Source organism: Lactobacillus leichmannii (assembly GCF_024701915.1).
Classification (GTDB): domain Bacteria; phylum Bacillota; class Bacilli; order Lactobacillales; family Lactobacillaceae; genus Lactobacillus; species Lactobacillus delbrueckii.
Window position 1 is genome coordinate 1 of the sequence record NZ_QOCY01000014.1, and the last position, 23,124, is coordinate 23,124.

Here is a 23,124-nt window from a genome sequence, read left to right on the forward strand (position 1 = left end):
TTGAATATCGGAATCATGTTTTAACAACCTTAACGGCTTAATATTAATTTGTCCCAATTTTGGGGGTCACATCAGCAGGAAAATCTGCTGACGCTGTTTTTTTTCGATTATTTTTCAACCCGGGCTTTGATTTTGCTCCGCGGGGTCCAATTGAGGGCGAGTACGGCAAAAATAATCATCACAGATGCCGCGTAATCCATCATCTTCGGCTGAAAGTGAAAGACGATGATGGAGCCAATCATGGAGGCCAGCGGTTCAAAGGCATCCATAAAGGCGACCGTCATCCCCGAAATATGGCCTAAAGCATGGTTTTGCCAAAGAGTCGGGATGATCGTGCCCATAACGATGACGACTGACAGGTTGAGATAGACGGTCGGTGAACTCGGCAGGCTGGGCCAGACTGGATGAATTGCCGTCAAAATCAAACCAGAGATAAGCAGGCCCCAGCCAGTAACTGAAATAGTGGACTGCCTGGTCACCAGGGCTTGGGGAAGCAAGCTGTTGGCCGCTGCCCCAACCGCTGACATAATGCCAAAAAGAAGGGTAAGAGGCGCGATCCTAAGGTCATGGATATTGCCATGCGTTGACAGGAGAAAGACTCCGCCAAAAGCAAGCAGGCTGGCCGCGACATCAAACGGCCGCAGAGCCTCTTGCTTAGTCAAAGTCAGATAGGCCAAAACAAAGAAGGGACCGATAAACTGAATGACCGTCGCGATTGCCGCGTTAGCCTGGGCTACTACCAAAAAGAAGCAGTACTGGAAGGGCAGAACGCCGATAACTGCATATGCCAGAAGCTGAACCGCGCTCTTCTTGTCTTTCCATACCTGCCAGGGATGCTTGCCCGTCAGCTGGGCCACAGTTAACAGGATCAATCCTGAGCAAACCTGCCGCATTTGCGTAACCCAAATCGGCGTGATGCGGGGGTCCAAGTTAAAGAGGCCCTTGGCAAAGAGGCCAGAAATACCCCATAGGATGCAGGCAGCAGCTGCCAGGCCAGCCCACTTGCTGTTTGATTTCATCTTTTCTTTCTAATTTTCTTTCTCTCTAGATATAGATTTCATCATTATTCGCATATTTTCAGAAAACAACCTTGTCCATTTTACCACACTGCTGGCAGGACTCTTCAACAAAGTCAAAAAATACCCTGGAAGTCGCGATCAACAACTTCCAGGGTTTGTTTCAAATGGTAAGGATAGAGAGTCAAAGTTTAAAAAATCAGCTATTTCTTGTGAGTCAAGATTCTGACGCGGGTAACAGCCGGGATCTGTTCCAGGTTGAGCACCACCTCGTCTTGGGTCGCCTGGTCGATCTCATCGATGTCGATCATGGTGTAGGCGTACTTGTCCTTGGCCTTGTTGACCAAGTTTTCAATGTTGATGCCACGGCCAGCCAGGTAGGTTGAGATCTGCCCGATCATGTTTGGAATGTTCTTGTGAATCAAAGTGATCCGGTGGTCGCTTTCAAACGGTGCTGACACGTTCGGCAGGTTGACCGAGTTGATAATGTTCCCAGTTTCCAAAAATTCGATGGTTTGCTTTGCTGCCATCCGGGCACAGTTGATTTCCGCTTCAATCGTTGATCCGCCGATGTGGGGCATGATGACGATGTCATCGTTGTGCAAAATCGTGGCATCACTGAAGTCGGTGTAGTACTTGCCCAAACGGTGTTCTGCCAAGGCTTCAACGACAGCCTTGTTGTCAACGATCCCCAGGCGGGCAAAATTGAGCAAGATAGTGTTTGGCTTCATCTGCGCGATCTTGGCGTCAGCAATCAAACCGGTCGTCTCCTCGTTCTTTGGCACGTGGACGGTCACAAAGTCCGCGTCCTTAACGGCGTCAGCGATGCTGGTGGCTCGGTTGATATGGTCTGACAAGCGCCATGCGGCTTCAACCGTCAAGTATGGGTCATAGCCGACAACCTTCATCCCCAAATCAAGGCAGGCATTGGCTACCAGTGAGCCGATGTGGCCCAAACCAATCACGGCCACCGTCTTGCCCAGCAATTCCGTTCCGTTGAAGCTGGTCTTTTCCTTTTCCGTCCGCAGGGTGATGTCCGCGCCCGGCTTGGCGTTAGCTGACCAGTTGGCGGCAGCCACGATGTTCCGGCTGGCGATGATCATAGAAGCCAGTACCAATTCCTTAACGGCGTTGGCGTTGCCGCCTGGAGTGTTGAAGACCACAGTCCCATTTTCCAGGGCCTTGTCCAAAGGCACGTTATTGTAGCCGGCCCCGCAGCGGGCGATGGCCTTCAAATTCTTGGGAAATTCATGGTCATGGAGGTCAACTGATCTGATCAGGTAGGCATCTGGATTGTCAGTTTGGTTAATCCGGTAGTTGTCGCCGAATTCGGCTAAGCCTTCTTTAGCAATGGCATTGTAAGTTTTAATTTGGTACATGGGGAATCCTTTCAAAAATTAGTGCTTGGCGTCAAAATCCTTAATAAAGTCACAGAGGGCCTGAACCCCTTCCAGCGGCATGGCGTTGTAGATGCTTGCCCGCATCCCGCCAACCAGGCGGTGGCCTTTCAAGTTAAGCAGCTGGTGGGCGGTTGCCTCTTTGACAAACTCCGCGTCCAGGTCCGGGTCGCCGCTGACAAAAGGCACGTTCATAATTGACCGGCTGTCTGGATCAACCTTGCTCTCAAAATTCTTGGAGTCAGCCAGGCAGTCATAAAGGAGCTTGGCCTTTTCTTGGTTGATGGCTTCAATACTGGCCACGCCGCCTTTTTCCTTAAGCCACTTAAGGGCCAAGCCAGCCACGTAAACCTGGAAGACTGGCGGGGTGTTCAAGGCTGATTCCTTCTTGGCTTCAGTAGCAAAGTCAAAGAGGCCAGGCAGGTCATCATGCTTGACCAACAGGTCCTTTCTGATGACCAAAACGGTCAAGCCGGCAGGGGCCAGGTTCTTCTGCGCTCCGGCGTAGATAACAGCGAATTTGCTGTAGTCGTATTCCTGGCCCAGAAAATTGGAGGACATGTCAGCTACCATAGGGATGTCGGTCTTAGGAATTTGGTCGTCTCTGTAGGCCGTCCCCATAATAGTGTTGTTGGTCGTGATGTGGAGGTAGTCGTAGTCTTGATCAAATTCAGTCGGGATTTCCGGAACAGCAGTGTAATCGTTGTCCTTGGAGCTAGCGATGATGTCAACGGTTAGGCCTGGTACTTTAGCCGCGTCTTCTGCTGCTCTTTGGGCCCAGTGACCACTGTCCACGACCGCAATCCGGTGGTACTTGCGGGCCAGGTTCAAAGGAATTGTGGTGAATTGCTGGGTTGCCCCGCCGGTCAAGAAGAGGACGTCGTATTCTGCCTGGTCCAACTTCATAAGTTCCAAGAGGTTGGCCTTGGTTTCCGCGTAGAGCTCCTTGTAAAGGGCTGACCGGTGGGAGATTTCCATGACGCTCATGCCGCTGTGGGCATAATCTGGCAAGTCTTGTTTGATTTGGGCAATGACTTCGACCGGCAGCATGGCTGGACCAGCCGCGAAGTTGTAGCATGTCATAAGTGAAGAATTCCTTTCCGAAAAAACAAAGGGCACCCGCCTTGCGTGAGTGCCCTTTGCCATGAGATGTTATGTTGGAGTTGTTGTTTCGGCCTCACTGTTTTAAACTGTGCTGAAGGCCATCACAAATCGCAGCCTTCTTAAGTGGAAGAAGACTGGGAGGAGGAAAAAAGTTTGTTTTGCATTTGAATTGTCTGTAAAGTAAACATTTTTTCGCTCCTTTCGTGTGATTAATTTTATTATAAGTACAAAATTAGAAATGTCAACACAATTTTAATTTTGGTATAATATTTCTTAGCAAAGAAAAGAGAAAAAGAAAGTCTAGAAACAATGGAGGACCAGCATGACCACATTCTACTTTATCCGGCACGGGCAAACCTTTGCCAACAAGGCGGGCCTGAAGCAGGGGACCATCAATACTCCCAACACCTACTTGACCGACCTGGGCAAGGAGCAGGCGCAAAAACTGGCTGACCAGTTCGATATCAGCAATTTCGACCGCCTTTTCGTTTCCCCCTTGGTCAGAACCAAGCAGACAGCCGAAATTTTGAACAAGAAGGCCGGCCTGCCGGTTGAAACGGACGACCGCCTGCTGGAGATTTCCTACGGGGACTGGGATGGGCAAAAGAACAGCGAATTGATGGCTGAATACCCGAATTACTTTTCTCCCCTGGTCAATGACGTGACGGAAGACTACGTGCAGGCAGCCCCAAAGGCGGAAAGCTTTGCCCATGTGGAAATGCGGACCGCTGAATTCGTGGAGGAAATCAGCCAAAAGTATCCAGAAGACCAGATCGTGGTAGTGACCCACGGCTTCACGGTCAGATCTTTTGCCATTAATGCCACGGGCGGCCAGGGCCTGCAGATCCTGGAACCAGACAACTGCTCCGTCACCAAGATCCTCGTTGACCCCCTGTCATTTAAGCAGCACCTGGTCTACTACAACCGGACAGTGACTGCTTTTTAGCGATATTTATTAGATATAGAAAAACGGAACCGCTTGGTTCCGTTCTTTTATTTGCTCTTTAATCAACGGACTTTAAAGCATCCAGCATGTTGACGGACTTGATCTTCTTGTGCATGATCAAGGCGACTAAAGCAGTGATCGCGGCCGGAATTAAGGCTGAATAGAGGAAGTTGCTGATCTTCATCGCCGGGTCAAACCTGGCGTTGTCTGGCGGCAGGCTGGTGATGATGAAGGTGTGCAGGCCGATCCCGGCCAGGTAGCCGCAGAGGATGCCGATAATGGAGAGGATAATCGTTTCCCTGTAAATGTAGAGGGTGGTTTCCTGGTCAAAGAAGCCGAGCACCTTGATGGTCGACAGCTCTCTGATTATTTCCTCAACAATGATGTTGGACTTTTTCAATCACGAAGTTGATGTCCCGGTTGGCGTAAACTGTCGTGTCACCGGACTGGTAAGTTTTTGTATTATGCTTCACTTCAATAAGTGCCATGATAGCTTACTTTAGCCATAAAAAAGAGCGTGCCGGAAAATGGCCACGCTCTTACAAGTTGCTGACAAATTAATGATGAGAGCAACTCTTGCCGGTTAAATTTCGTTGATGCCGATTCGATCCAGCTTCTGGTCGCGGATGGTCAGTTCTTCTTCAGTTTCGCCGATACCAACCCCGCAGACCGGCATGAAGCCGGCTGGCAGGTCCAGCTTCATAACTGTTTCTGGGTGAGTGGCCAGAGCAGCTGCCGCGCCAAAGAGGTAGCAAGCCCCCAGGCCCTTGTTTTCAGCAGCCAGAACCATGTTGTGGGCAATAATCCCGGCACTGGCATAGGCCATCTCGTCCTGCTTCTTGGCAGAGACCAAAATCAAGGTCGGCACACCGTACAAGGGATGTGATTCCAGATCGCCAAACATCATGGCTGCTTCCTGGTCGATCTCCTTTAAAAGCTTTGGGTCATTAATGATCGTCAGCTGGTAGTTCTCGTATAAGCCGCGGGCTACTGGAGCCAGTTCAGCTGCTTCGATGATCTTCTTGATCTGCTTCTTGTCAGCCGGCTTGCCAGTATAAGTCCGGATTGACTTACGTGATTTCAACAATTTCGTAAACTTCATGGATGATTTTCCCTCCTGTCAATCTAACAAAACACATGTCTGTCGACTCCTTAGCTCGATTATACCGCAATCACTTCAGTAAGCGGTTGAAAACGGTTTTAAACTTTTTCTACAAAAAAGTTCCCTGCTTTTTCGATAAAAAAGCTTGACTTAAAGGGCAAAAGTCTTTATAGTTAAGAAAATATATGAATGACCTTTAAATTTAGTCCCGTGAGGCTAAGAAGGCAGCTCAAAATCCATATATAAACAAGAAATTCTTGGCAAACATTCGAATTGACAGGAAGACCGGGGAGGAAGCTTTTCGGACAGTTTAAGCAGACTTTGAGAGACCATTTTAGACACGGAGACTGAGTGTATAAAATGGTCTTTTTGCTTAAGTTATTTTCGAAAGGATGCCAAATCATCATGACCACTGTTAGCCAAAACCAAGTCGTTGTCGAAACTGAAGACAAGCAAGACAACTTGCTCCGTCTGCCTTACTTTGTCAGCGTTGAACAACTGAGCGCCGACGACGTGCTGCACCTGCTGCAAAGAGCCCAATACTTCAAGAACGGCGGGGAAGTACCAGCCTTGAGCCGGCCAATCTTCTGCACCAACATGTTCTTTGAAAACTCAACCCGGACCCACACCAGCTTTGAAGTTGCTGAAAGAAGGCTGGGCTTGACTGTAATCCCATTTGACCCATCCCACTCTTCAGTCAACAAGGGGGAAAACCTCTACGACACTGAACTGACCATGGCATCTCTGGGCATCGAACTCAGCGTGATCAGACACCCGGAAAACGCCTACTACAACGAAATCATCCGCCCAAAGGAAGGCCAGCACCTGCAAATGGGCCTGGTTAACGCTGGTGACGGTTCCGGCCAGCACCCATCCCAAAGCATGCTGGACATGATGACCATCTACAACGAATTCGGCCACTTCGACGGCTTGAAGATCATGATCGTCGGTGACTTGACCAACTCCCGGGTTGCCCGGTCAAACATGGAAATCTTGAATACCCTGGGCGCGGAAGTCTACTTCTCAGGTCCGGAATACTGGTACAACGCTGAGGAATTCAGCAAGTACGGCACTTATGTCAAGAACATTGACGATGAAATCCCAGAACTGGACGTCTTGATGCTGCTCAGAGTTCAGCACGAACGCCACAACGGGGCAGAAGCCAAGACTGAACAGCTCTTTGATGCCAAGGACTACAACGCTGCCTACGGCCTGAACCAACGCCGCTACGACATGCTTAAGGATGACGCCATCATCATGCACCCGGGCCCAATCAACCGCGGGGTTGAATGGGACGGTGACCTGGTTGAAGCACCTAAGTCCCGCTACGCTGTCCAAATGCACAACGGGGTCTTTGTCAGAATGGCCATGATTGAAGCTGTTCTGCGCGGACGTAAGTTGGGAGGCCTTGAATAATGGCCATTTTGCTAAAAAACGGCCTGGTTTACCAGGAAGGCGAATTCATCAAAGAAGACGTCTTGATCTCCGGCAGCAAGATCCAGGCCATCGGCCTGGATCTGCCAGAAGAGGGTGCTGAAGTCTACGACTTAAAGGGCAAGCTCCTGGCACCTGGCTTAGTGGACATCCACGAACACTACAGAGAGCCAGGCTTTACCTACAAGGAAACCATCAAGACGGGGTCTGAAGCAGCGTCCCGGGGCGGTTTCACCACGGTCTGCACCATGCCTAATGTTGACCCGATCCCAGATGACCTAGAAACTTTTGAAAAGCAGGTTGCTTTAAACGAAGCCAACAGCTGCGTCCACCTCAAGCAATACGGGGCTATTACTGAAGACCTGACCAGTGATAAGGTGGTTGACATGGCGGCCTTGAAAGAAGCGGGGGCTTTTGCCTTCAGCAATGACGGCCACGGCATCCAGCAAGCCGGCACTATGTATGAAGCTATGCAGGAAGCTGCTAAGGTAGGCCTGGCCATCTGTGAGCACATCCAGGATGACTCTCTTTACCATCATGGGGTGATGAATGCCGGCAAGAAGGCGGAAGAACTCGGCCTGCCAGGCATCCTGGGGGTCAGTGAATCTGCACAATTGGCTAGAGACCTGGTTTTGGCCCAGGCTACCGGGGTTCACTACCATGCCTGCCACGTTTCTACCAAGGAAAGCGTGGAACTGATCCGGATCGCCAAGGAATACGGAATCAATGTAACCGCCGAAGCCACACCCCACCACCTGCTTTTGAGCGAAGAAGAGATCGACGGCAACAACGGTTACTACAAGATGAACCCGCCGCTTAGATCAAAGGAAGACCAGTTTGCCTTGATTGAAGGGATGCTGGACGGGACGATCGACTTGATCGCGACTGACCATGCTCCGCACAGCCGGGAAGAAAAGGCCGGTGATATGCGGAAGGCTGCTTTTGGGATCATTGGCAATGAAACTGCTTTTGCCTGCCTTTACACCAAGTTCGTCAAGAGCGGGCAAATGGACCTGAGCCTGCTTTTGGACCTCATGAGCTACCAGCCAGCCAAGCTCTTTGGCCTGGACGCTGGTGTCCTGGCTCCAGGCAAGGAAGCCGACCTGGCCGTCTTTGACCTGGACCACGCCGAAAAGCTGTCCGAAGAAGACTACTTGTCCAAGGGGGTTAACACACCTTTCACCGGCCAGGAAGTCTACGGCATGACCGCCTTGACTTTTGTCAGCGGCAAGCTGGTTTACAAGAGCAAACATTTTGCCGACTAGGCAAATGGCAAAATAAAATTTTTACCACAGAAGAAAATAACTAGCAAAAGACGAAAATAAGTCCTTCTCTAATCAGAGGAGGACTTATTTTGTTTGGCGCTGGCATTGAGGGCGGCCCGTTGCTCTCTTTGGTCAACGTGGGTGTATAGGTCGGTGGCTGAGGTGCCTTTTTGCCCCAGTTGCTGGGCGACCATGACCTGGTCCTTGGTCGCCTGATAGAGTTCAGAAGCGACCGTGTGGCGGAGCTTGTGGGGAGTGAGCGGGTGGCCGAAGGCAGCAGAATACTTGCCAACCATTTTTTCGATGGCATTGGTCGTCATCCGCCGGCATTCCTGGTGGTAGCTGGTTAAGAAAAAGGCCTTGTTAGTGGCTGGGGCCTTGTAGCGGTCTGCCCGGATTGCCAGGTACTTTTCCAGGTAGGGGAGGGTCCAGTCAGCAACTGGCACTGAGTCTCTCTGTCCGCCCTTCCGGGTGATATCTAAAGTTGCCTCTTTTAAGTTGAGGTCCTTCATGTCAACCCCGGCGCATTCAGAAACCCGGATTCCCGTGCCTAAGATCAAAGCGATGACAGCCATGTCCCGTTCCTTGTTTTGCTTAAAAGAAGAAAGGGCGCGTCCACTGCAGAGGCCGGCAAATTTTTGGTCCAAAAAGTCCATGAACTGGTATTTCAAGTTGCCGGTGTACATGTGAGCTTCTAAGGCATGAGCCCGGTAGTTCAAGGTGCTTGTATAAGGAAGGGAATTGATCTTGAGCATGACATTGCGGTCAAAATAAGGCTCGCCATTGTTCTTGTCAGCCGTGATCGTCAAGTACTTGTACAAGGAGCGCAGGGCGTTGAGCGACCGGTTGACGGTCGTCGGGGAGTTGAGGTGGCCCTGCTTGTTCCTGCTGTGCTCCAGTTTATCCAGGTAGAGCATGACATCACTTCGGCTCAATTTTTCCAGGTCGCTTGGCAGCACTTGGCTGGGACTTTTCGCCTGGGTCAAATTTTCAGCGATCAGCCAGGAGAAGAAGCGGCGGATTTCCGTTAAGTACTGGTAGCTGGTGGTCAGAGAGTGCCTTGTTTCCAGCTGGTATTCCTTGACGAAGTCCGGCATCTGGGCCATTTCCCGGTCGATGAGGGAGAGGTATTTCTTGGTTTCCATATGACTCCTTATCCTTTCTCCAAAAAGTGGTTCTTGTACTCGTCTTCAATGATGGTCAGCATTTCTTCTAAGATGCTATAATTACCAATATTTTTCCGTTAGCTTAATTATACTAGAAAGAAGTCAAATCGACAGCTAGTTGATCAGTTGACTGTCTTTCAGCCAGGCGGCTTTTTGCTTAGAAAAGCGGTAAAATAGAGCTGACTATTGAAAAAATGAAAGAGGCAGAAAAATGCTCAAGTTTATTACAGCCAGCGACAGTTTCAAGGAAAGCTTGTCAGCCAAAGAGGCCTGCCAGGCCATGGCAGATGGGATCAAGCGGGTCTTTCCCGAGGCCGAAGTCGTCCAGGTCCCCATGGCCGATGGCGGGGAAGGGACGGTCGATGCAATCTTGTCCTGCATCCCCGGGGAAAAAGTGGAAAAGATGGTTACCGGTCCCGATGGTAGAAGGCTCTTGGCCAGCTATGGTCTGATCAATGACGGGGAATGCGCGGTGATCGAGACGGCAGCAGCCAGCGGCCTGGGCTTGCTTGCGAAAAAGGACCGCGATCCAATGACGGCAACTACTTTTGGGACCGGGGAGCTGCTGCTTGACGCGTTGAAGCGGGGCGTTAAAAAGATTATCGTGGGCTTAGGCGGCAGCGCGACTAACGATGGCGGTGCCGGCCTGGCTCAGGCTTTAGGGGTTAGGTTTTTAGATAAAAATGGCCAAGAGCTGCCTTTTGGCGGAGGAAGTTTAGACCAATTAGCCAGAATTGATACCAGCGGCTTGGCTTCCCGCTTAAAAGAAGTTGAAATCATTTTAGCTAGTGACGTGACCAATCCTTTGACCGGACCCAATGGAGCATCTGCGGTTTTCGGCCCGCAAAAAGGTGCGGACAAGGAGATGGTCCAGAAGCTTGACGCTAGCCTTCACCATTATGCGGCTGTGATCAAGGAGCAAGTTGGAAAAGACGTAGAGAACGTTCCTGGCAGCGGGGCGGCTGGCGGCCTGGGAGCGGGCTTTTTGGCCTTCAGCAAGTGCCAGATGAAGGCGGGCGCCCAGATCGTGATCGAGGAGAGCCATTTGGCGGAAAAGATGCGGGATGCTGACTATGTCTTTACGGGTGAAGGCGGGATTGACTTCCAGACTAAGTTCGGCAAGACACCCTATGCCGTGGCCCAAGTTGCCAAAAAGCTTGGCATACCGGTTTTTGCCCTGGCTGGCCAGGTTGGAGATGGAATTGACAGCTTATATGAAGCAGGCTTTACGGGGATTTTTGGCATCCTGCCAGGCATCTGCAGCTTGCCGGAAGCTTTAGCAGGCGGAGTAGATAATTTAGCCCGGACCAGTGAAAACGTAGCCCGGGTGGTTAAGGCCGCCAGGGTAAATTTACAGTAAAGGCTTACTGTTAAGGAAAAATAGCATTTTTTGTCTTTCAGCCGATTTTTTCGCATATGTTCTGTAATTTTTTTCAAAAAATTGTGATAATAAGAATAGACGCTGAAAGAGAATTCAAAAATTAAAGGGTGCAAAAAGATGAAAGAATACTATCTAGACTATCGTGAGCAAGTGCGGAACATCTTGGATGCTTTGGACGACAGCAGTACATCCTTGCGCCTGGGAGCAGTCGCGATTGAAAACCTCTTGACCCTGGCCAGAGTTGACCTGGATGATGAAGACGAAGAAGATTCTGATGACTCAGACGCCATTGAAGAGGCAGATAGCGGCGGGGACCTAGCAGATGCGGAAACAGAGGACAAGAAGCAAGTTAAAATCATCCGTCATGAAGAACCAACCGCCAGCATCCATTACCAGCTCTGCCGCTTTTCCCGGGCCTTGAAGGGCGGGAGTTTTTACACCGAGCAGGGGGACCTGGTCAGCGAGATCAATGAGCTGGCCGTCAGAAATCTGAACGTGGAAAACCGCGATTTAGTCGAGCTGGACCCCAGCAGCCAGCCGCCCCGGGTAGTCCGGATAGTGGAAGCCGGCAACCTGCCTTCTAATATCGCGACTATGTCATATGGGATCGTAGAAAGGGATCCTGCCGGCGACTTGTATGTCAGCCGCAGCGCCATGGGCGAGAGCTTAAGTGAGTGCGCGGGCATTGACCGCTATGAGGTGCCGGCGATCATTGATGCTGGGCAAACCGAGACAGGTTTTGTCCATGAAGGCGACATCGTTGACTTGGCCTGGTATAAGAACAGCCCCAGCAATATGATCGTCCGCTGGGTCAGCCAGACTAAGGGAGAAGAAGCTCCAAAGAAGGAAAAGCCGGCTGAAAAGAAGGTAAAAAGCGAAAAGGAAGACAAGGATAAAGAAGAGAGCATAACGACCTTGAATTTCGACCTGCATGGCCGCAGCGTGGCGGTGGTCATCGGCAATGAGCTCCGCAGCCAGGAGATTCAGAAGATGGTAGGTGAGCACCACGGCCGCTGCAAGGTGATTGACGCCTTCAAGTTTTCCGATACGGAATCTTTTTACAAGCACGCTCTCAAGCGAGCTGACGTAACGGTCATGGTGCAGAATTTGAACAAGCACTCAACCAGCAAGGCTCTGCGCAAGTATGCCAAGCGGCTGGCCATCGCGGACTCGGCGGGCCTGTCTTCAATTGAGCGGGCGATCTACCGGGCTATGCACGGCCTGCCGGCTTATGAGACATCTACCCAGCCGATCGCGTATCCGGTCAAGGAGCTGGCACTTAGTTAATTTTTAGAAAGGTTGGCGGTAAAGTGGCATTTTTGGACAAAGATAAATTCGTTGAGATGGATAAAATCGGTGCGACCTGGCTGGACCGGGGGGCGGAAGCCTACAGGCAGGGGGACTATGAACTGGCCCTGCAGTGCTATAAAAAGGCAGCTGACTACGGCAATTCCCAGGCTATGTGCAATTTAGGCTACATCTATGCATTTGGCCGGGTTGGTGAAGCCGACCAGGAGAAGGCTTTTTACTACTTTACTCAAGCATCTTTGGCCGGCAACCCTAATGCCTTCTATAAGCTGGGGGATGCTTTCCGTTTTGGCAATTTTGTAAAGAGAAACGACGAGATTGCCTTTCAATATTACAGCATGGCGGAAAGCGTCCTGCAGGAAGGCGACGAAGACATGATTGCTGAGATCGACTACCGCCTGGCCCTTTGTTACGCCAGAGGCTGGGGGACTGACCAGCGCTGGGACCTGGCCTTGAAGTATATCAATGAGGCTCAGCTTTATGCCTACCGGAACAAGCAGCATGGCGAGTACAACTGGCAAAAGACCAGCCAGCGGATCAACAAGCTGCATGATGAGATAGTAAGCGAAATGTTTTCATAAGTTTTAAGCAGCTGCCTGGGGCGAACCGGGTAGCTGCTTTTTTCTGATTTATCCAAAATAGCTATTTTCTTTGGCCTCACAATCAGATTGGCTTATAATGATATATGCAAAGATAATAATAACTGGATAGATGTAAAAGTGATAGATAGATTATGCGTGTTTAACCAGCATGCTGCTGTCAACCTGCTAGACTACTATACAACTATTTAGATAATTATTTCATTATTTATTGCTGGCTTGCTTGCCTTGGTCTACAAGAACATCCACTACAGCAAGCAACAGCTACTGGTCTTTAGGCCTCTTGCTAATCATCAATTTAATTGAGTGGACTTCGGTCATGTTGGATGGCTGCTCGGGCCAATACAGAATATGGTTGGTAATCAACAAGTTTTTAAACCACAGCTTGATACCATTTCTAGGCTACTTCGTTATTCATATTTGGGTTCGGCATTCAAAGTATGACCGCCTGCTGGCAGTATTGTTGCCGGGGAATGTTCTCTTCCAGCTTGCGTCAATTGCTACCGGCTGGACCTTTTCGATTGACCAGAATAACCACTATCATCAAGGCCGTTATTACTACGTTTATTTCATTATCTGCATTATCGTGATGTTCGCGATTGTATCTGCCTATCACCAGTTTGAGCAAAAGACTTTCAGCGGCGACTGCCTCTTTATGTTCTATACCTTTTTCGTGGTTTTTCTGGGGATCGTGATCCAGGAAGTGAGCGGGGGAGCTTTACGGACGACCTCATTGACGATTGCGATCGGGATGTGCTTTTTGCTGAACCGCTTCAACAATTTTACCCAGAAGGTCAGCACATGAAGATTAGCCGGGACAATGTCGTGATGCGGACGGATGTTATGACGGGGATAGTAAAAGCAAGAAGGTTGACAGTCCGCGCCTGCTTGGGTTACCTTAAACTTGTATTCAGGGGATAGAGGACAAGTTGGGGTAACTATTATGTTTACGATTTCGTTTTTGATTTTACTGATATTTTTAACTATTGTGGCCGTGCCGGTGGCGATCGCCGCTTTTCTGCTCAAGGTCTCGTTTAAGATCCTGGGCTGGCTGATCGGCATCTGCTTTACTTTGGCCCTGCTGATCAGTTTGCTATTGATTAGCGTGATGTAGGGGAAACGCTTCCTAGAGACCTGGGAGGCGTTTTTTGATGGAAAAAGGAGCTGACAATGAAAGTTTGGATGAGAGTTAGGCGCGACAAGGAAATGAATTCTGGATGTGCCGCACAGTATTAATATCGCTACAGCAATGTATGGCTTCCGGGAATTAGGCGCTAAGATCGTACCATATCACTTTATAGACGAAATTGAGGAAAAAATTGGCCCAGAGGACATAGTGCTGGACTATATTGAGCAATGCCAATGGGTGTTTAAAGAATTCGGCCATCCAACTTATATGGACTGCTATCCGGAAATATTAAAGCCGTTTTTAAAGAGAAAGATTTGGCGGGATACGATAAATAGTTTTTCCAGAAATGAGAAAAAGTGGTTGGCAGGTTACTTTATCAAGCCGGTTAAGGATAAGGCTTTTACCTGGAATTGATGGAGAAGAACAATCTGAGTCTTACGGAGCAAGAGGGGACGCAGTTAGGGATGGCTTTGACAACGATCATGGTAAACATGACGTAGCATGGGCGTCTCACGCAAGAGCAACTTGTCCAAGAATGCAAGAATATTTTGTTGCAGAAGAATAGGAGAATCATGGCAGAAGGCGATGGCCGGCTTGGACCAGGGGAATTGCAGGAACTTTTAGCTGCAAACAATATGAGTGAAGAAGAGTTTGCGGCAAGAGAGTTTGAAAAGGGGACTACGATAGTTACAGGCGGGGAAAATGGCTCAACAAAAAGTATCACTCCTTACTATTTAGATGAAAAAACGGGATATGTCCAAGCAGATGCTGAACTCGAGGTTAAAAATCCGGTTGATAAGGTCATTGTCATCGGAACCAAGGAAAGCAACTAATCTGTAGTTTAATCAAACTCCATACTAACAAACCGCATCCCGTTCATGGGATGCGGTTTTGCGATCTAAGGGACTATAGATTTCACGTATACCAATATACAAGCTAAGTATTCGCCAAAAGTATAGCTAAAGGCTACAATAATTATTAAAGAATGTTAGCGGTTTTTTATACAGAAAGCGAGAAAAAATGAAAGCAGCATATTTCGTAAAAAAAGGGCCTGGTTGAAGCCCGGGAAGTTGAAGATGCAACACTTGAACAAGACACCGACGCGGTTATCCGCGTAATTAGAGCTTGCGTCTGCGGATCAGACCTGTGGTGGTTCAGAGGCATTTCTGACCGGCCGGAAGGCACAGTTGGCCACGAAGCCATCGGGATCGTAGAAGCAGTCGGTGACAAGGTTGATAATGTCAAGGTCGGCGATTTCGTTATCGCTACGTTCACCCACGGCTGCATGAAGTGCAAGATCTGCAAGGCTGGTTTTGACGGCAACTGTCCAAACGTGGAAGTTGGCGGCAACAAGGGTTACCAATCTGAAAAGCTGCGTTTTAAGAATGCCAGCGCCTTGGTAAAAATCCCTGGCCAGCCAAGCGACTACACTGAAGAGCAATTGAATGACCTGTTGACTTTGTCAGACGTTATGGCAACTGGCTACCATGCTGCGGCTAGCGCGGAAGTTAAGCCGGGGGATGCAGTAGCAGTTATCGGTGACGGCGCGGTTGGTTTGTGCGGGGTTATCGCGGCTAAGCTGCTCGGTGCTGAAAAGATCATTCTGCTTAGCCACCACGAAGACCGGGCAGCCTTGGGCAAGGAATCCGGTGCAACTGACATCGTCAGTGAACGTGGTGAAGACGCGGTAAAGAAGGTTTTGGAACTGACTGACGGCTACGGTGCTGATGCTGTTTTGGAATGCGTTGGGGCAAGCAGCTCTATCGATCAGGCTGGTCAGATCGCCCGTGCTGGCGCGATTGTCGGCCGGGTAGGGGTTCCGCAAAAGGAACCTGAAACCAACAAGTTCTTCTGGAAGAATGTCGGCTGTCGCGGCGGGATCGCTAACGTCACTACTTACGACCAGGAAGTCTTGCTGGACGCTGTTTTGAAGGGCGAAATCCACCCAGGTAAGGTCTTCACTAAGAGTTTTGACCTTGATCATGTGCAAGACGCATATGAAGCGATGGATCAACGGCAAGCAATTAAGTCATTGCTGGTCGTGGCAGACAAGTAATTTTTTAAAAAAGGGCATTGAGTGATAAAAATGGCAGAAAAACAAACTGCAGGCCTCGATTACTTGGGCAAGTTGGCACCGAAGTTTGCGGAGCTGAACGACACGTCTTGTTTGGGGAAGTTTGGTCAAGAGAAGACAAATTGTCGGCGAGAGACCGGAGCATGATTACTATTGCGGCGCTGTTTTCCGCAGACTTGTACCCGCAACTGAAAGCCCACTTGGAATTGGGCAAAAAGCATGGGATCACCAAGGAAGAAGCAGTGGAGATTGTTACTCAGCTTGCTTTCTACTGCGGCTGGCCTAAGGCGTGGAGCACTTTCCCGTTGATTGAAGAAGTCTACGGGGACTAAAGCAGAATATACAAAAAGATCGTCAGACCACATGGGGGAATGACGATCTTTGTTTTTACAGTTTACTTGTGGCGGGAAGGCAGGGTGAAGTACTTGTCCATGTTATAACCATATACTTGCGGGTACACGTACACTTTGCCCTTCTTCAAGACAAAGTTCATTTTCTTTAAGTTGTTTGACTTGAAGTAGACATTATTTTTGTTCTTGTTGGTTTTCTTAACCGCGGCAGACTTGCCCTTCAGTTGCGGCAACTGGTAGGAAAAAGTCGCCTTCATTCCATGTTTGTATTTCTTAACTGTCCGGTAATGGTTGACCGTGTACTTAGCTGAGCTGGCTTCTGCCTTAGGGGCAGCCACCAGACCAACAGTCATAGCCGCGGCAAGCGCGCCAGCCATCAAGATGGTACCGGAAATGGATCCCGACCAAATTGTCATGGTCAACCTGTCAGGCAGAGGGGACAAGGACGTTAATCAAGTTGCCGCCTACCTGGGTGAAGAAATTTAAGTGATTTAATATACAAGGCCGGAAAGAGACCCCATTCTCTTTCCGGTCTTCCTTTTGTCTGGAGATACGCAAGAAATTATATTGTTATCACTTTTTTCTCCTAAGAATTAGAACATTGTTTCTATAGGTAAAAACTGGTTGGTTTAGCTGTCGACTATCTGACCCGCTTTATGTCAGGGGCAAGTGCCCAAGAATCTTTCGAAATTTCGCTGCGGGGAGCAAGTAATATTGGAGAAGATGCTTTAGCTGCAAAGCTGCTGGCAGAAGTGAAAGGACTGGATGATCGCTCGATTACGAATGCCATTAAGCTGACCAGATTCGATGTCTACTACCGGGCTGGCCTTGGCTATAAGCCAGTTAGCGAGATTAAGCCGGATCAAGCAACGATTCAAAACGTGAGGACGATGGTTGAACGCTCACTGCATTTTCTTGAAGTCTATGGCCCAAAGCTGCTGGATGGATTTACTTTTGAAGGCGGCTATACAGACACGGTAAGCAAGGGGGATGGTGACTTAACCACGGCTGACACCCTCTGGGACTTTAAGGTGTCGAAGGCGAAGGTGAAAAAAGAGTACACACTGCAACTACTTATGTACTGGCGGATGGGCTTGCATTCGGTTCATCCCGAGTTTCAAAGCATCAAGTATTTAGGTATCTACAATCCCCGTCTGAATCAAGTCTATCGCATTGCCGTCACTGACATTTCTGAAGATGTTATTAGGGAAGTCGAAGAAAAAGTAATCGGGTATGGGATGCTGTAATGCAAAAAATGGTAGTTCAGAACGGACAATGTCATTAAGTTAAGGCATTGTGCTGGTTGAGCAGACCTATACCTTTTAATATACAGGGCGGGTCAAACCGTCAGTATCTGGGTCAGCAATCCCCAGGCTGTCCCGGCTGCCAAAAGTTGGTCGGCATTGACTGGAGAGCTTCCTTCTGGGTTGCCGCCAAAGCAGAAGTCCCGGTTTCACTTGCCGAATTTTCCTGGAACTTCATTATAGATGCCTAAAAGGCTGGTTTCAATCACCCGGCTGATCTTATTCGCTTCAGCCGCCGCGATAATGTTTTTGGTTGGGCGGTTGTTACCAGCGTCGTCATGGTCAACGACAGCTGAGAAGATCATGTCACAGCCTTTAGCCGCGTCAACTACATCTTGTTTGTTGTTGATGTCACCATCGACCAAAGTTACCCGGTCTGGGTAGCGGTCTTTTAAGTTTTGCAAGCGGCTGGCCCGGCGCAGGAGCAAGACCAGGTCAACATCCTTGAACTTGTCTTCAGTCAAAATTCTTTCTTCAACAATGCGGGCAATTTGACCGTTAGCTGCCAAAATCAGTAATTTCATGTTTATTATTTTCCTTTCTGCTTGTAGGATTCTCTTGATGCTTTTATGATAGCGGGGCGCAAGCTTTTTGAAAAATGTTCAATGTGCAAGATAGTATGCAGGAAGGACATAGTAGATATCAAATGCTGTAAATTCTGATGTATATAAAAGATCATGATTGCGGATAACATAGGATCAGCCCTTTTTTCAGCCCTATTTTTTCGAAAATAGGCAATAAAGGTTGATCAAAAGGAAATGCTTTCACTTCAGTAGAGAAAAAGTTAAAATAGTATTTATAATGTAATACAATCAGCATCGTTAGGTAAGTTGCTGTTTAGGGAAGGGGAAAGCTATGACTTTAGAATCACAACTGGAAGACAACCTAATCGCGCAGTTGACGCAGGATGTCCATCAGTGGAAGTTCCGTGATGATTTACGCACCGTAGATCAGCTTTGGGACAACTTTTTCCGTATCTTGGAATCAAACAATAAGGATCAGTTAAATGACCATCCGTTGACTCCTAACGAAAAAATGACGGTGAGAACGGCGATCGTTAAACCGACCTTTTACCGGGCAACGGAGTTTATGGTCGGGGCCAACCGGCAGGTTCGCTATCACTTAAGAAGAGAAGATTCTTCTATTCCCGACGCTGATCTGCTGATTTTAGACAATACCAACATTGCGGGTGGAAACTCAGTTTATGAAGTTGTACACCAGGTTCAGCTACAGAAGAAGACCGCGCTTAATCAAGACCGTCGTTTCGACGTTAGTTTGTTGATCAACGGTTTGCCGGTGATTCACATTGAGCTTAAAGCGCCAAATGTTCCTTATAAGAAGGCCTTTAACCAAATTCAAAAGTATATCGACGAAGGACAATTTACTGACATTTACAGCTTCGTAGAAATGTTTGTGGTAACTAATGGTACTCAAACAAGATATATATCTGCTGGGCAGAATTTGAATGCCAAGTTTTTAACGGCCTGGGTTGATAAGAATAATAAGCGGGTAGACAATTATCTGAGTTTTGCAGAAGAGGTTTTGTCAATACCTGCTGCTCACCATATGATTGCCGACTATGTGGTTTTAGACAGCGAAAGCAAGAGCGTTATCCTGCTCCGTCCTTACCAGATACATGCGATTCAAGCGATTTTTAAGGCTTCTAGAGAGAGTAAGTCGGGCTATATTTGGCATACGACAGGGTCAGGTAAGACGTTAACTTCGTACAAGGTTGCCCGTAACTTGTTGCAAATTCCGTCAATTGATAAGTCAATCTTCCTAATCGACCGTAAAGACCTGGACACGCAGACTACAACTGCTTTCAAGATTTACGCCAACAACGATACGATCAGCGTTAACGAAACAAATAATAGTTATGACCTTGCTGACCAGCTGACTGATGGCGACCGGACTGTAGTAGTTACTACCCGCCAGAAGATGCAAAACATGTTTAAGCGGATTGATGAATTAGATCAGTTGCCTAAACGGTATGAGAATTTAAAGAATATGCGGCTAGCCTTCATCGTCGATGAATGTCACAGAACGATTACCCCTAGCCAAAAGCGGGAGATTGATAAATTCTTTAGCCGCAAACCGCTGTGGTATGGCTTTACTGGTACGCCAATTTTTAACGAGAATGCCCGGGCAAAGAATGGTCAAGACGCGCGGACGACTGAAGAATTATATGGGCCAGTCCTGCACAAGTATACGATCGGGGATGCAATTAGAGACAAGATGGTTTTGGGCTTCTCCATCGATAATCAAGGTGGCAGCAACGAAGATGGGAATGAAGAAGACACCAAGAAAATGGACCAGATTTACCGGTCCAAGGCCCATATGCATTCAGTTGCGACGGCAGTAATTAAAGCGGCGTACCGCAAGCAGGGCCTTATTTCTGGTAAGAAATACTCAGCCATTTTGACGACTTCGTCAATTGAGCAAGCCCAGAAGTACTACCGTATCTTTAAGAAAATCATCGATGGGGAAGACGAAGAATTCAAGATTCCGGAACGAATCAAGAAAGTGGCACCAGACTTCCCAAAGATCGCTATTACTTACTCAGTTAGTGAAAACGAAGATGATTCAGAATCAGTGCAAGATGAGATGAAGCAGTCGCTTGCGGACTACAACGCCGTTTATGGGACGAACTTCTCGATGGCTGAGCTGGATCAGTACAATCAAAACGTTAATGCCCGGCTTGCCCGCAAGAAGGCTCAATACCAAGCTGACAACCAACGCTTAGACCTAGTGATAGTTGTTAACCGTTTGCTGACTGGTTTTGACTCACCAAGTTTGTCGACTTTGTACATTGACCGGCCGCCAATGAGTCCACAGGACATTATCCAGGCTTTTTCTAGAACCAACCGGATTTTTGATAAAGACAAGACTTGGGGACAAATCGTAACTTACCAGTATCCCAAGACCTTTAGTGAAAAGATTGATGATGCGATCGTCCTATATTCTAATGGCGGGGAGAAGTATGCGGTTGCTCCAAGCTGGGAAGAATCAAAACAAAGCTACATATCAGCCCGGTCTAAAATTGAAATGTACAGCTTCGACGCAGATGGACCGTCAATTTATGATGCTTCCAAGGAAGAAAAGAAGAAATTCGTTAAAGCTTTCCAAGAATTTGACAAGGCTTTGGCTGCAATCAAGACCTATGATGAATTAGATACCGAAGAAGGCCTAATGCAATTAGGTGTGAGCGACATTACACCAGATGATTGGGAAGCCATGCGGGGAGTTTATGAGGATATTCTGGACGATCTGCGGAAAGATCCAGATGAAGATCCTGATCACAATGACGACATCGATGATGAATACGAACTTGAATCATTCGGACAAAAGGAAATCGATGAGCGCTATATCATGAACTTGATCCAGGCATTCTTGCCAGAGAGCTCTAACAATCAAGAAGAAGCTAGCAGCAATGAAATTTCTCCTGAGACAGTCAAGGAAATCAATGGCCACATTGATGAATTGGCGAAGACAAACGAGCTTTTGGCAGAGATCATGCGGAAGCTCTGGCAGCAGATTTTGCAGGATCCGGCTAAATACGCTGGCAAGCAGGTCGATGAGCTCCTTGAATCCTTGATTGACCAGCAATTGCAATCAATCATGCGTGAGTTTGCTGATAAATACAAGGTTGACTACGACCAGTTCCGGTACGTTATGGCTAACTATGACCCTAAGTTAAAGGGAAATAAGCAAAAGGGGATGAATGACCTTTTGGACAAGGAACGTTTTGTCGACTACTTGAATGACAATCCGGATTCTGACTTAAATAAGCCGTACCGCTGGAAGAGTGAAGTTCGGGAACAGGCCAAGCAATACTATGTCGATAAGATTGGCCCGTTAATTAACAGAGAAGCATAGAAGGAAGAAGAATATGGCAGAAGAAAATTCAACAGTTAGCTTGCAGAGTGGTTTGTTTGCGGCTGCAGACGTCTTGCGTTCAAAGATGGACGCCAATGAGTATAAGAACTATCTTTTGGGGACTGTTTTCTATAAGTACCTTTCAGACCAACAGCTTTATAAGTTGGCTGAAGATGCTGGTGAAGATGATATTACTTTAGACGAAGCTCAGAAGATCTATGAGGAAAGTCTTGAAGAAGAAGACCTCTTGGAAGAAGTTAAGGATGAGCTTGGATATTTGATCGAGCCGGAATACACCTACACCAAGATCTTAGATAATGCCAACGATGGCAGTTTCCAACTCAATCAGTTAGGGGATGCCTTTAACAAGCTAGAAAGCCAAGGCAGCAGTTTTGAAGGCTTGTTTGACGACTATGACCTGTATTCAAAGCGGCTGGGTCAAAACTTGCAGAAGCAGACAGATACAATTGCCGGAGTGCTTAAGGCGATCGGGAAATTAGAACTGGTTAAGACTCCTGGTGACACCTTGGGGGATGCTTACGAATACTTGATCAGTCAATTTGCCTCAGAATCAGGTAAGAAGGCCGGTGAATTCTATACCCCTCAAGAAGTTTCTGAACTTTTGGCACGGTTGACTTTAGTCGGTAAGGATTACTCTTCTGGGATGAGCGTTTACGACCCGGCTATGGGATCAGGTTCACTGCTGCTGAACTTTAGAAAGTATGTTCCAAACTCATCAAGAATTACTTATTACGGGCAGGAAATCAACACATCAACCTTTAACTTGGCTAGAATGAACATGATTTTGCACCACGTTGATCTGGCAAACCAAAAGTTGAGAAACGGGGATACGTTAGACGAGGACTGGCCAGCTGAAGAAACCACTAACTTCGACTCAGTTGTTATGAACCCGCCATATTCACTTAAATGGAGCGCGGACAAGGGCTTCTTGGATGACCCACGTTTTTCTAAATACGGTGTTTTGCCGCCAAAGTCTAAGGCGGACTATGCTTTCTTGCTTCACGGCTTCTACCACTTGAAACACAGTGGGGCAATGGCTATCGTTCTGCCACACGGGATTCTTTTCCGTGGTGCAGCGGAAGGAAAGATCCGGCAAAAGTTGCTTGAAGAGGGCGCGATTGATGCAGTAATAGGTTTGCCTGCAAACTTGTTCTACTCAACTGGTATCCCAACTACTATTGTCGTTCTTAAGAAGGACAAGCAGGATCGGAGCGTGCTGTTTATTGACGCATCTAAGGAGTTCGAAAAGGTTAAGACTCAGAATAAGTTGCGGCAAGAAGACATTGATAAGATCTTGAAGACCTATGAAGAGCGGCCAGTAGATGTTGAGAAGTATGCCCACTTAGCAAGTTTTGATGAGATCAAAGAAAATGACTTCAACTTGAACATTCCACGTTACGTTGATACTTTTGAGCCAGAACCAGAAATTGATCTGCGAGACGTGGCTAAGGAACTACGGGATATTGACCAACAGATCAATGAAAACGAGAAAGAACTGGTAGGGATGCTTAAGGAATTGACTTCAAGTGACGATGATATCATGGCAGGATTGCAGAGCATCATCGAAGATTTTGAGGAGGAAATCCGCTAATGAAAGATGAAAAAAAGGCCCCTAAACTGCGGTTTAAAGGCTTTACTGACGATTGGGAGCA

21 protein-coding genes and 3 pseudogenes are annotated in these 23,124 nt (G+C 48.0%); 15 read left to right on the top strand and 9 right to left on the bottom strand.

The genetic code is table 11. The features are described from left to right. Window positions 1–107 precede the first annotated feature (107 nt). The 3 genes from DS743_RS00585 to serC all read right to left on the bottom strand — a co-directional run bounded on the left by DS743_RS00585 (window position 108) and on the right by serC (window position 3,496). The gene (locus DS743_RS00585) at window positions 108–1,019 is read right to left on the bottom strand and encodes an EamA family transporter (RefSeq protein WP_035184370.1); all 912 of its coding nucleotides are present in this window, start codon (window positions 1,017–1,019) and stop codon (window positions 108–110) included. Between the two features lie 200 nt (window positions 1,020–1,219). Then, entirely contained in the window at window positions 1,220–2,395 is a 1,176-nt protein-coding gene (locus tag DS743_RS00590) for a 3-phosphoglycerate dehydrogenase family protein (protein ID WP_035184372.1), read from the bottom strand. Between the two features lie 18 nt (window positions 2,396–2,413). Then, window positions 2,414–3,496 (bottom strand): 3-phosphoserine/phosphohydroxythreonine transaminase, encoded by a 1,083-nt coding sequence (serC, locus tag DS743_RS00595; RefSeq protein WP_035184375.1) that lies wholly within the window; start codon window positions 3,494–3,496, stop codon window positions 2,414–2,416. A gap of 343 nt (window positions 3,497–3,839) precedes the next feature. On the opposite strand from serC, the gene DS743_RS00600 reads away from it, so the two are divergent. Further along, entirely contained in the window at window positions 3,840–4,463 is a 624-nt protein-coding gene (locus tag DS743_RS00600; RefSeq protein WP_003615090.1) for a histidine phosphatase family protein, read from the top strand. Window positions 4,464–4,521: 58 nt separating this feature from the next. On the opposite strand, the pseudogene DS743_RS00605 reads toward DS743_RS00600, so the two are convergent. Both DS743_RS00605 and DS743_RS00615 read right to left on the bottom strand, forming a co-directional pair. Continuing rightward, window positions 4,522–4,854 (bottom strand): annotated as a pseudogene (locus tag DS743_RS00605) (FtsX-like permease family protein); the annotation flags it as partial. A gap of 192 nt (window positions 4,855–5,046) precedes the next feature. Beyond that, the gene (locus tag DS743_RS00615; protein ID WP_035184383.1) at window positions 5,047–5,565 is read right to left on the bottom strand and encodes a nitroreductase family protein; all 519 of its coding nucleotides are present in this window, start codon (window positions 5,563–5,565) and stop codon (window positions 5,047–5,049) included. Between the two features lie 405 nt (window positions 5,566–5,970). On the opposite strand from DS743_RS00615, the gene DS743_RS00620 reads away from it, so the two are divergent. Together DS743_RS00620 and pyrC are read left to right on the top strand one after the other, a co-directional pair. Further along, complete coding sequence (locus DS743_RS00620; protein ID WP_035184388.1) at window positions 5,971–6,981, top strand: aspartate carbamoyltransferase catalytic subunit; 1,011 nt, start codon at window positions 5,971–5,973, stop codon at window positions 6,979–6,981. Beyond that, window positions 6,981–8,264 (top strand): dihydroorotase, encoded by a 1,284-nt coding sequence (gene pyrC, locus DS743_RS00625; RefSeq protein ID WP_035184401.1) that lies wholly within the window; start codon window positions 6,981–6,983, stop codon window positions 8,262–8,264. Before DS743_RS00620 ends, pyrC begins: the two co-directional genes overlap by 1 nt. A 68-nt stretch (window positions 8,265–8,332) precedes the next feature. Here the strand turns inward: pyrC and xerS are convergent, their stop codons facing one another. Then, on the bottom strand, window positions 8,333–9,409 hold the full coding sequence (gene xerS, locus DS743_RS00630) for a tyrosine recombinase XerS (protein WP_002878488.1): 1,077 nt from the start codon (window positions 9,407–9,409) through the stop codon (window positions 8,333–8,335). Between the two features lie 232 nt (window positions 9,410–9,641). Between xerS and DS743_RS00635 the strand changes: the two genes are divergently transcribed. The 9 genes and pseudogenes from DS743_RS00635 (at window position 9,642) to DS743_RS00675 (ending at window position 16,253) form a co-directional block, all read left to right on the top strand. Then, window positions 9,642–10,790 (top strand): glycerate kinase family protein, encoded by a 1,149-nt coding sequence (locus tag DS743_RS00635; RefSeq protein ID WP_035184404.1) that lies wholly within the window; start codon window positions 9,642–9,644, stop codon window positions 10,788–10,790. 138 nt (window positions 10,791–10,928) lie between these two features. Then, window positions 10,929–12,098 (top strand): DUF2325 domain-containing protein, encoded by a 1,170-nt coding sequence (locus tag DS743_RS00640; protein WP_035184407.1) that lies wholly within the window; start codon window positions 10,929–10,931, stop codon window positions 12,096–12,098. 23 nt (window positions 12,099–12,121) lie between these two features. Beyond that, window positions 12,122–12,700 carry a tetratricopeptide repeat protein gene (locus tag DS743_RS00645; RefSeq protein WP_003614850.1) on the top strand — a complete coding sequence of 193 codons (579 nt, stop codon included), beginning with the start codon at window positions 12,122–12,124 and terminating at the stop codon, window positions 12,698–12,700. Between the two features lie 481 nt (window positions 12,701–13,181). Further along, the gene (locus DS743_RS00650) at window positions 13,182–13,523 is read left to right on the top strand and encodes a hypothetical protein (protein ID WP_231520489.1); all 342 of its coding nucleotides are present in this window, start codon (window positions 13,182–13,184) and stop codon (window positions 13,521–13,523) included. A gap of 138 nt (window positions 13,524–13,661) precedes the next feature. Then, entirely contained in the window at window positions 13,662–13,832 is a 171-nt protein-coding gene (locus tag DS743_RS00655; RefSeq protein ID WP_171031056.1) for a hypothetical protein, read from the top strand. 105 nt (window positions 13,833–13,937) lie between these two features. Beyond that, complete coding sequence (locus DS743_RS00660) at window positions 13,938–14,261, top strand: ATP-grasp domain-containing protein (protein WP_231128311.1); 324 nt, start codon at window positions 13,938–13,940, stop codon at window positions 14,259–14,261. Between the two features lie 158 nt (window positions 14,262–14,419). Continuing rightward, window positions 14,420–14,680, top strand: a complete 261-nt coding sequence (locus DS743_RS00665) for a hypothetical protein (protein WP_035184411.1) — start codon at window positions 14,420–14,422, stop codon at window positions 14,678–14,680. A 187-nt stretch (window positions 14,681–14,867) separates the two neighbouring features. Continuing rightward, window positions 14,868–15,903 (top strand): annotated as a pseudogene (locus DS743_RS00670) (zinc-binding dehydrogenase). A 30-nt stretch (window positions 15,904–15,933) separates the two neighbouring features. Further along, window positions 15,934–16,253 (top strand): annotated as a pseudogene (locus DS743_RS00675) (carboxymuconolactone decarboxylase family protein). Between the two features lie 62 nt (window positions 16,254–16,315). Here DS743_RS00675 and DS743_RS00680 read toward each other — a convergent pair. Then, window positions 16,316–16,648 carry a hypothetical protein gene (locus tag DS743_RS00680; protein ID WP_035184413.1) on the bottom strand — a complete coding sequence of 111 codons (333 nt, stop codon included), beginning with the start codon at window positions 16,646–16,648 and terminating at the stop codon, window positions 16,316–16,318. A 279-nt stretch (window positions 16,649–16,927) separates the two neighbouring features. On the opposite strand from DS743_RS00680, the gene DS743_RS00685 reads away from it, so the two are divergent. Next, window positions 16,928–17,518, top strand: coding sequence for a hypothetical protein (locus DS743_RS00685; protein WP_035184416.1), 591 nt, complete (start codon window positions 16,928–16,930; stop codon window positions 17,516–17,518). 75 nt (window positions 17,519–17,593) lie between these two features. On the opposite strand, the gene DS743_RS00690 is transcribed toward DS743_RS00685, so the two are convergent. Together DS743_RS00690 and DS743_RS00695 are read right to left on the bottom strand one after the other, a co-directional pair. Further along, window positions 17,594–17,728: a hypothetical protein gene (locus DS743_RS00690; protein ID WP_258316580.1), complete on the bottom strand. Its 135-nt coding sequence runs from the start codon at window positions 17,726–17,728 to the stop codon at window positions 17,594–17,596. Next, the gene (locus DS743_RS00695; RefSeq protein WP_035184419.1) at window positions 17,725–18,099 is read right to left on the bottom strand and encodes an NAD(P)H-binding protein; all 375 of its coding nucleotides are present in this window, start codon (window positions 18,097–18,099) and stop codon (window positions 17,725–17,727) included. Before DS743_RS00695 ends, DS743_RS00690 begins: the two co-directional genes overlap by 4 nt. Window positions 18,100–18,430: 331 nt before the next feature. Here DS743_RS00695 and DS743_RS00700 point away from each other — a divergent pair, with 331 nt between their 5' ends. Beyond that, window positions 18,431–21,451 (top strand): type I restriction endonuclease subunit R, encoded by a 3,021-nt coding sequence (locus tag DS743_RS00700; protein ID WP_035184422.1) that lies wholly within the window; start codon window positions 18,431–18,433, stop codon window positions 21,449–21,451. 13 nt (window positions 21,452–21,464) lie between these two features. Beyond that, on the top strand, window positions 21,465–23,063 hold the full coding sequence (locus DS743_RS00705; protein ID WP_035184424.1) for a type I restriction-modification system subunit M: 1,599 nt from the start codon (window positions 21,465–21,467) through the stop codon (window positions 23,061–23,063). The last annotated feature ends 61 nt before the right edge of the window (window positions 23,064–23,124 follow it).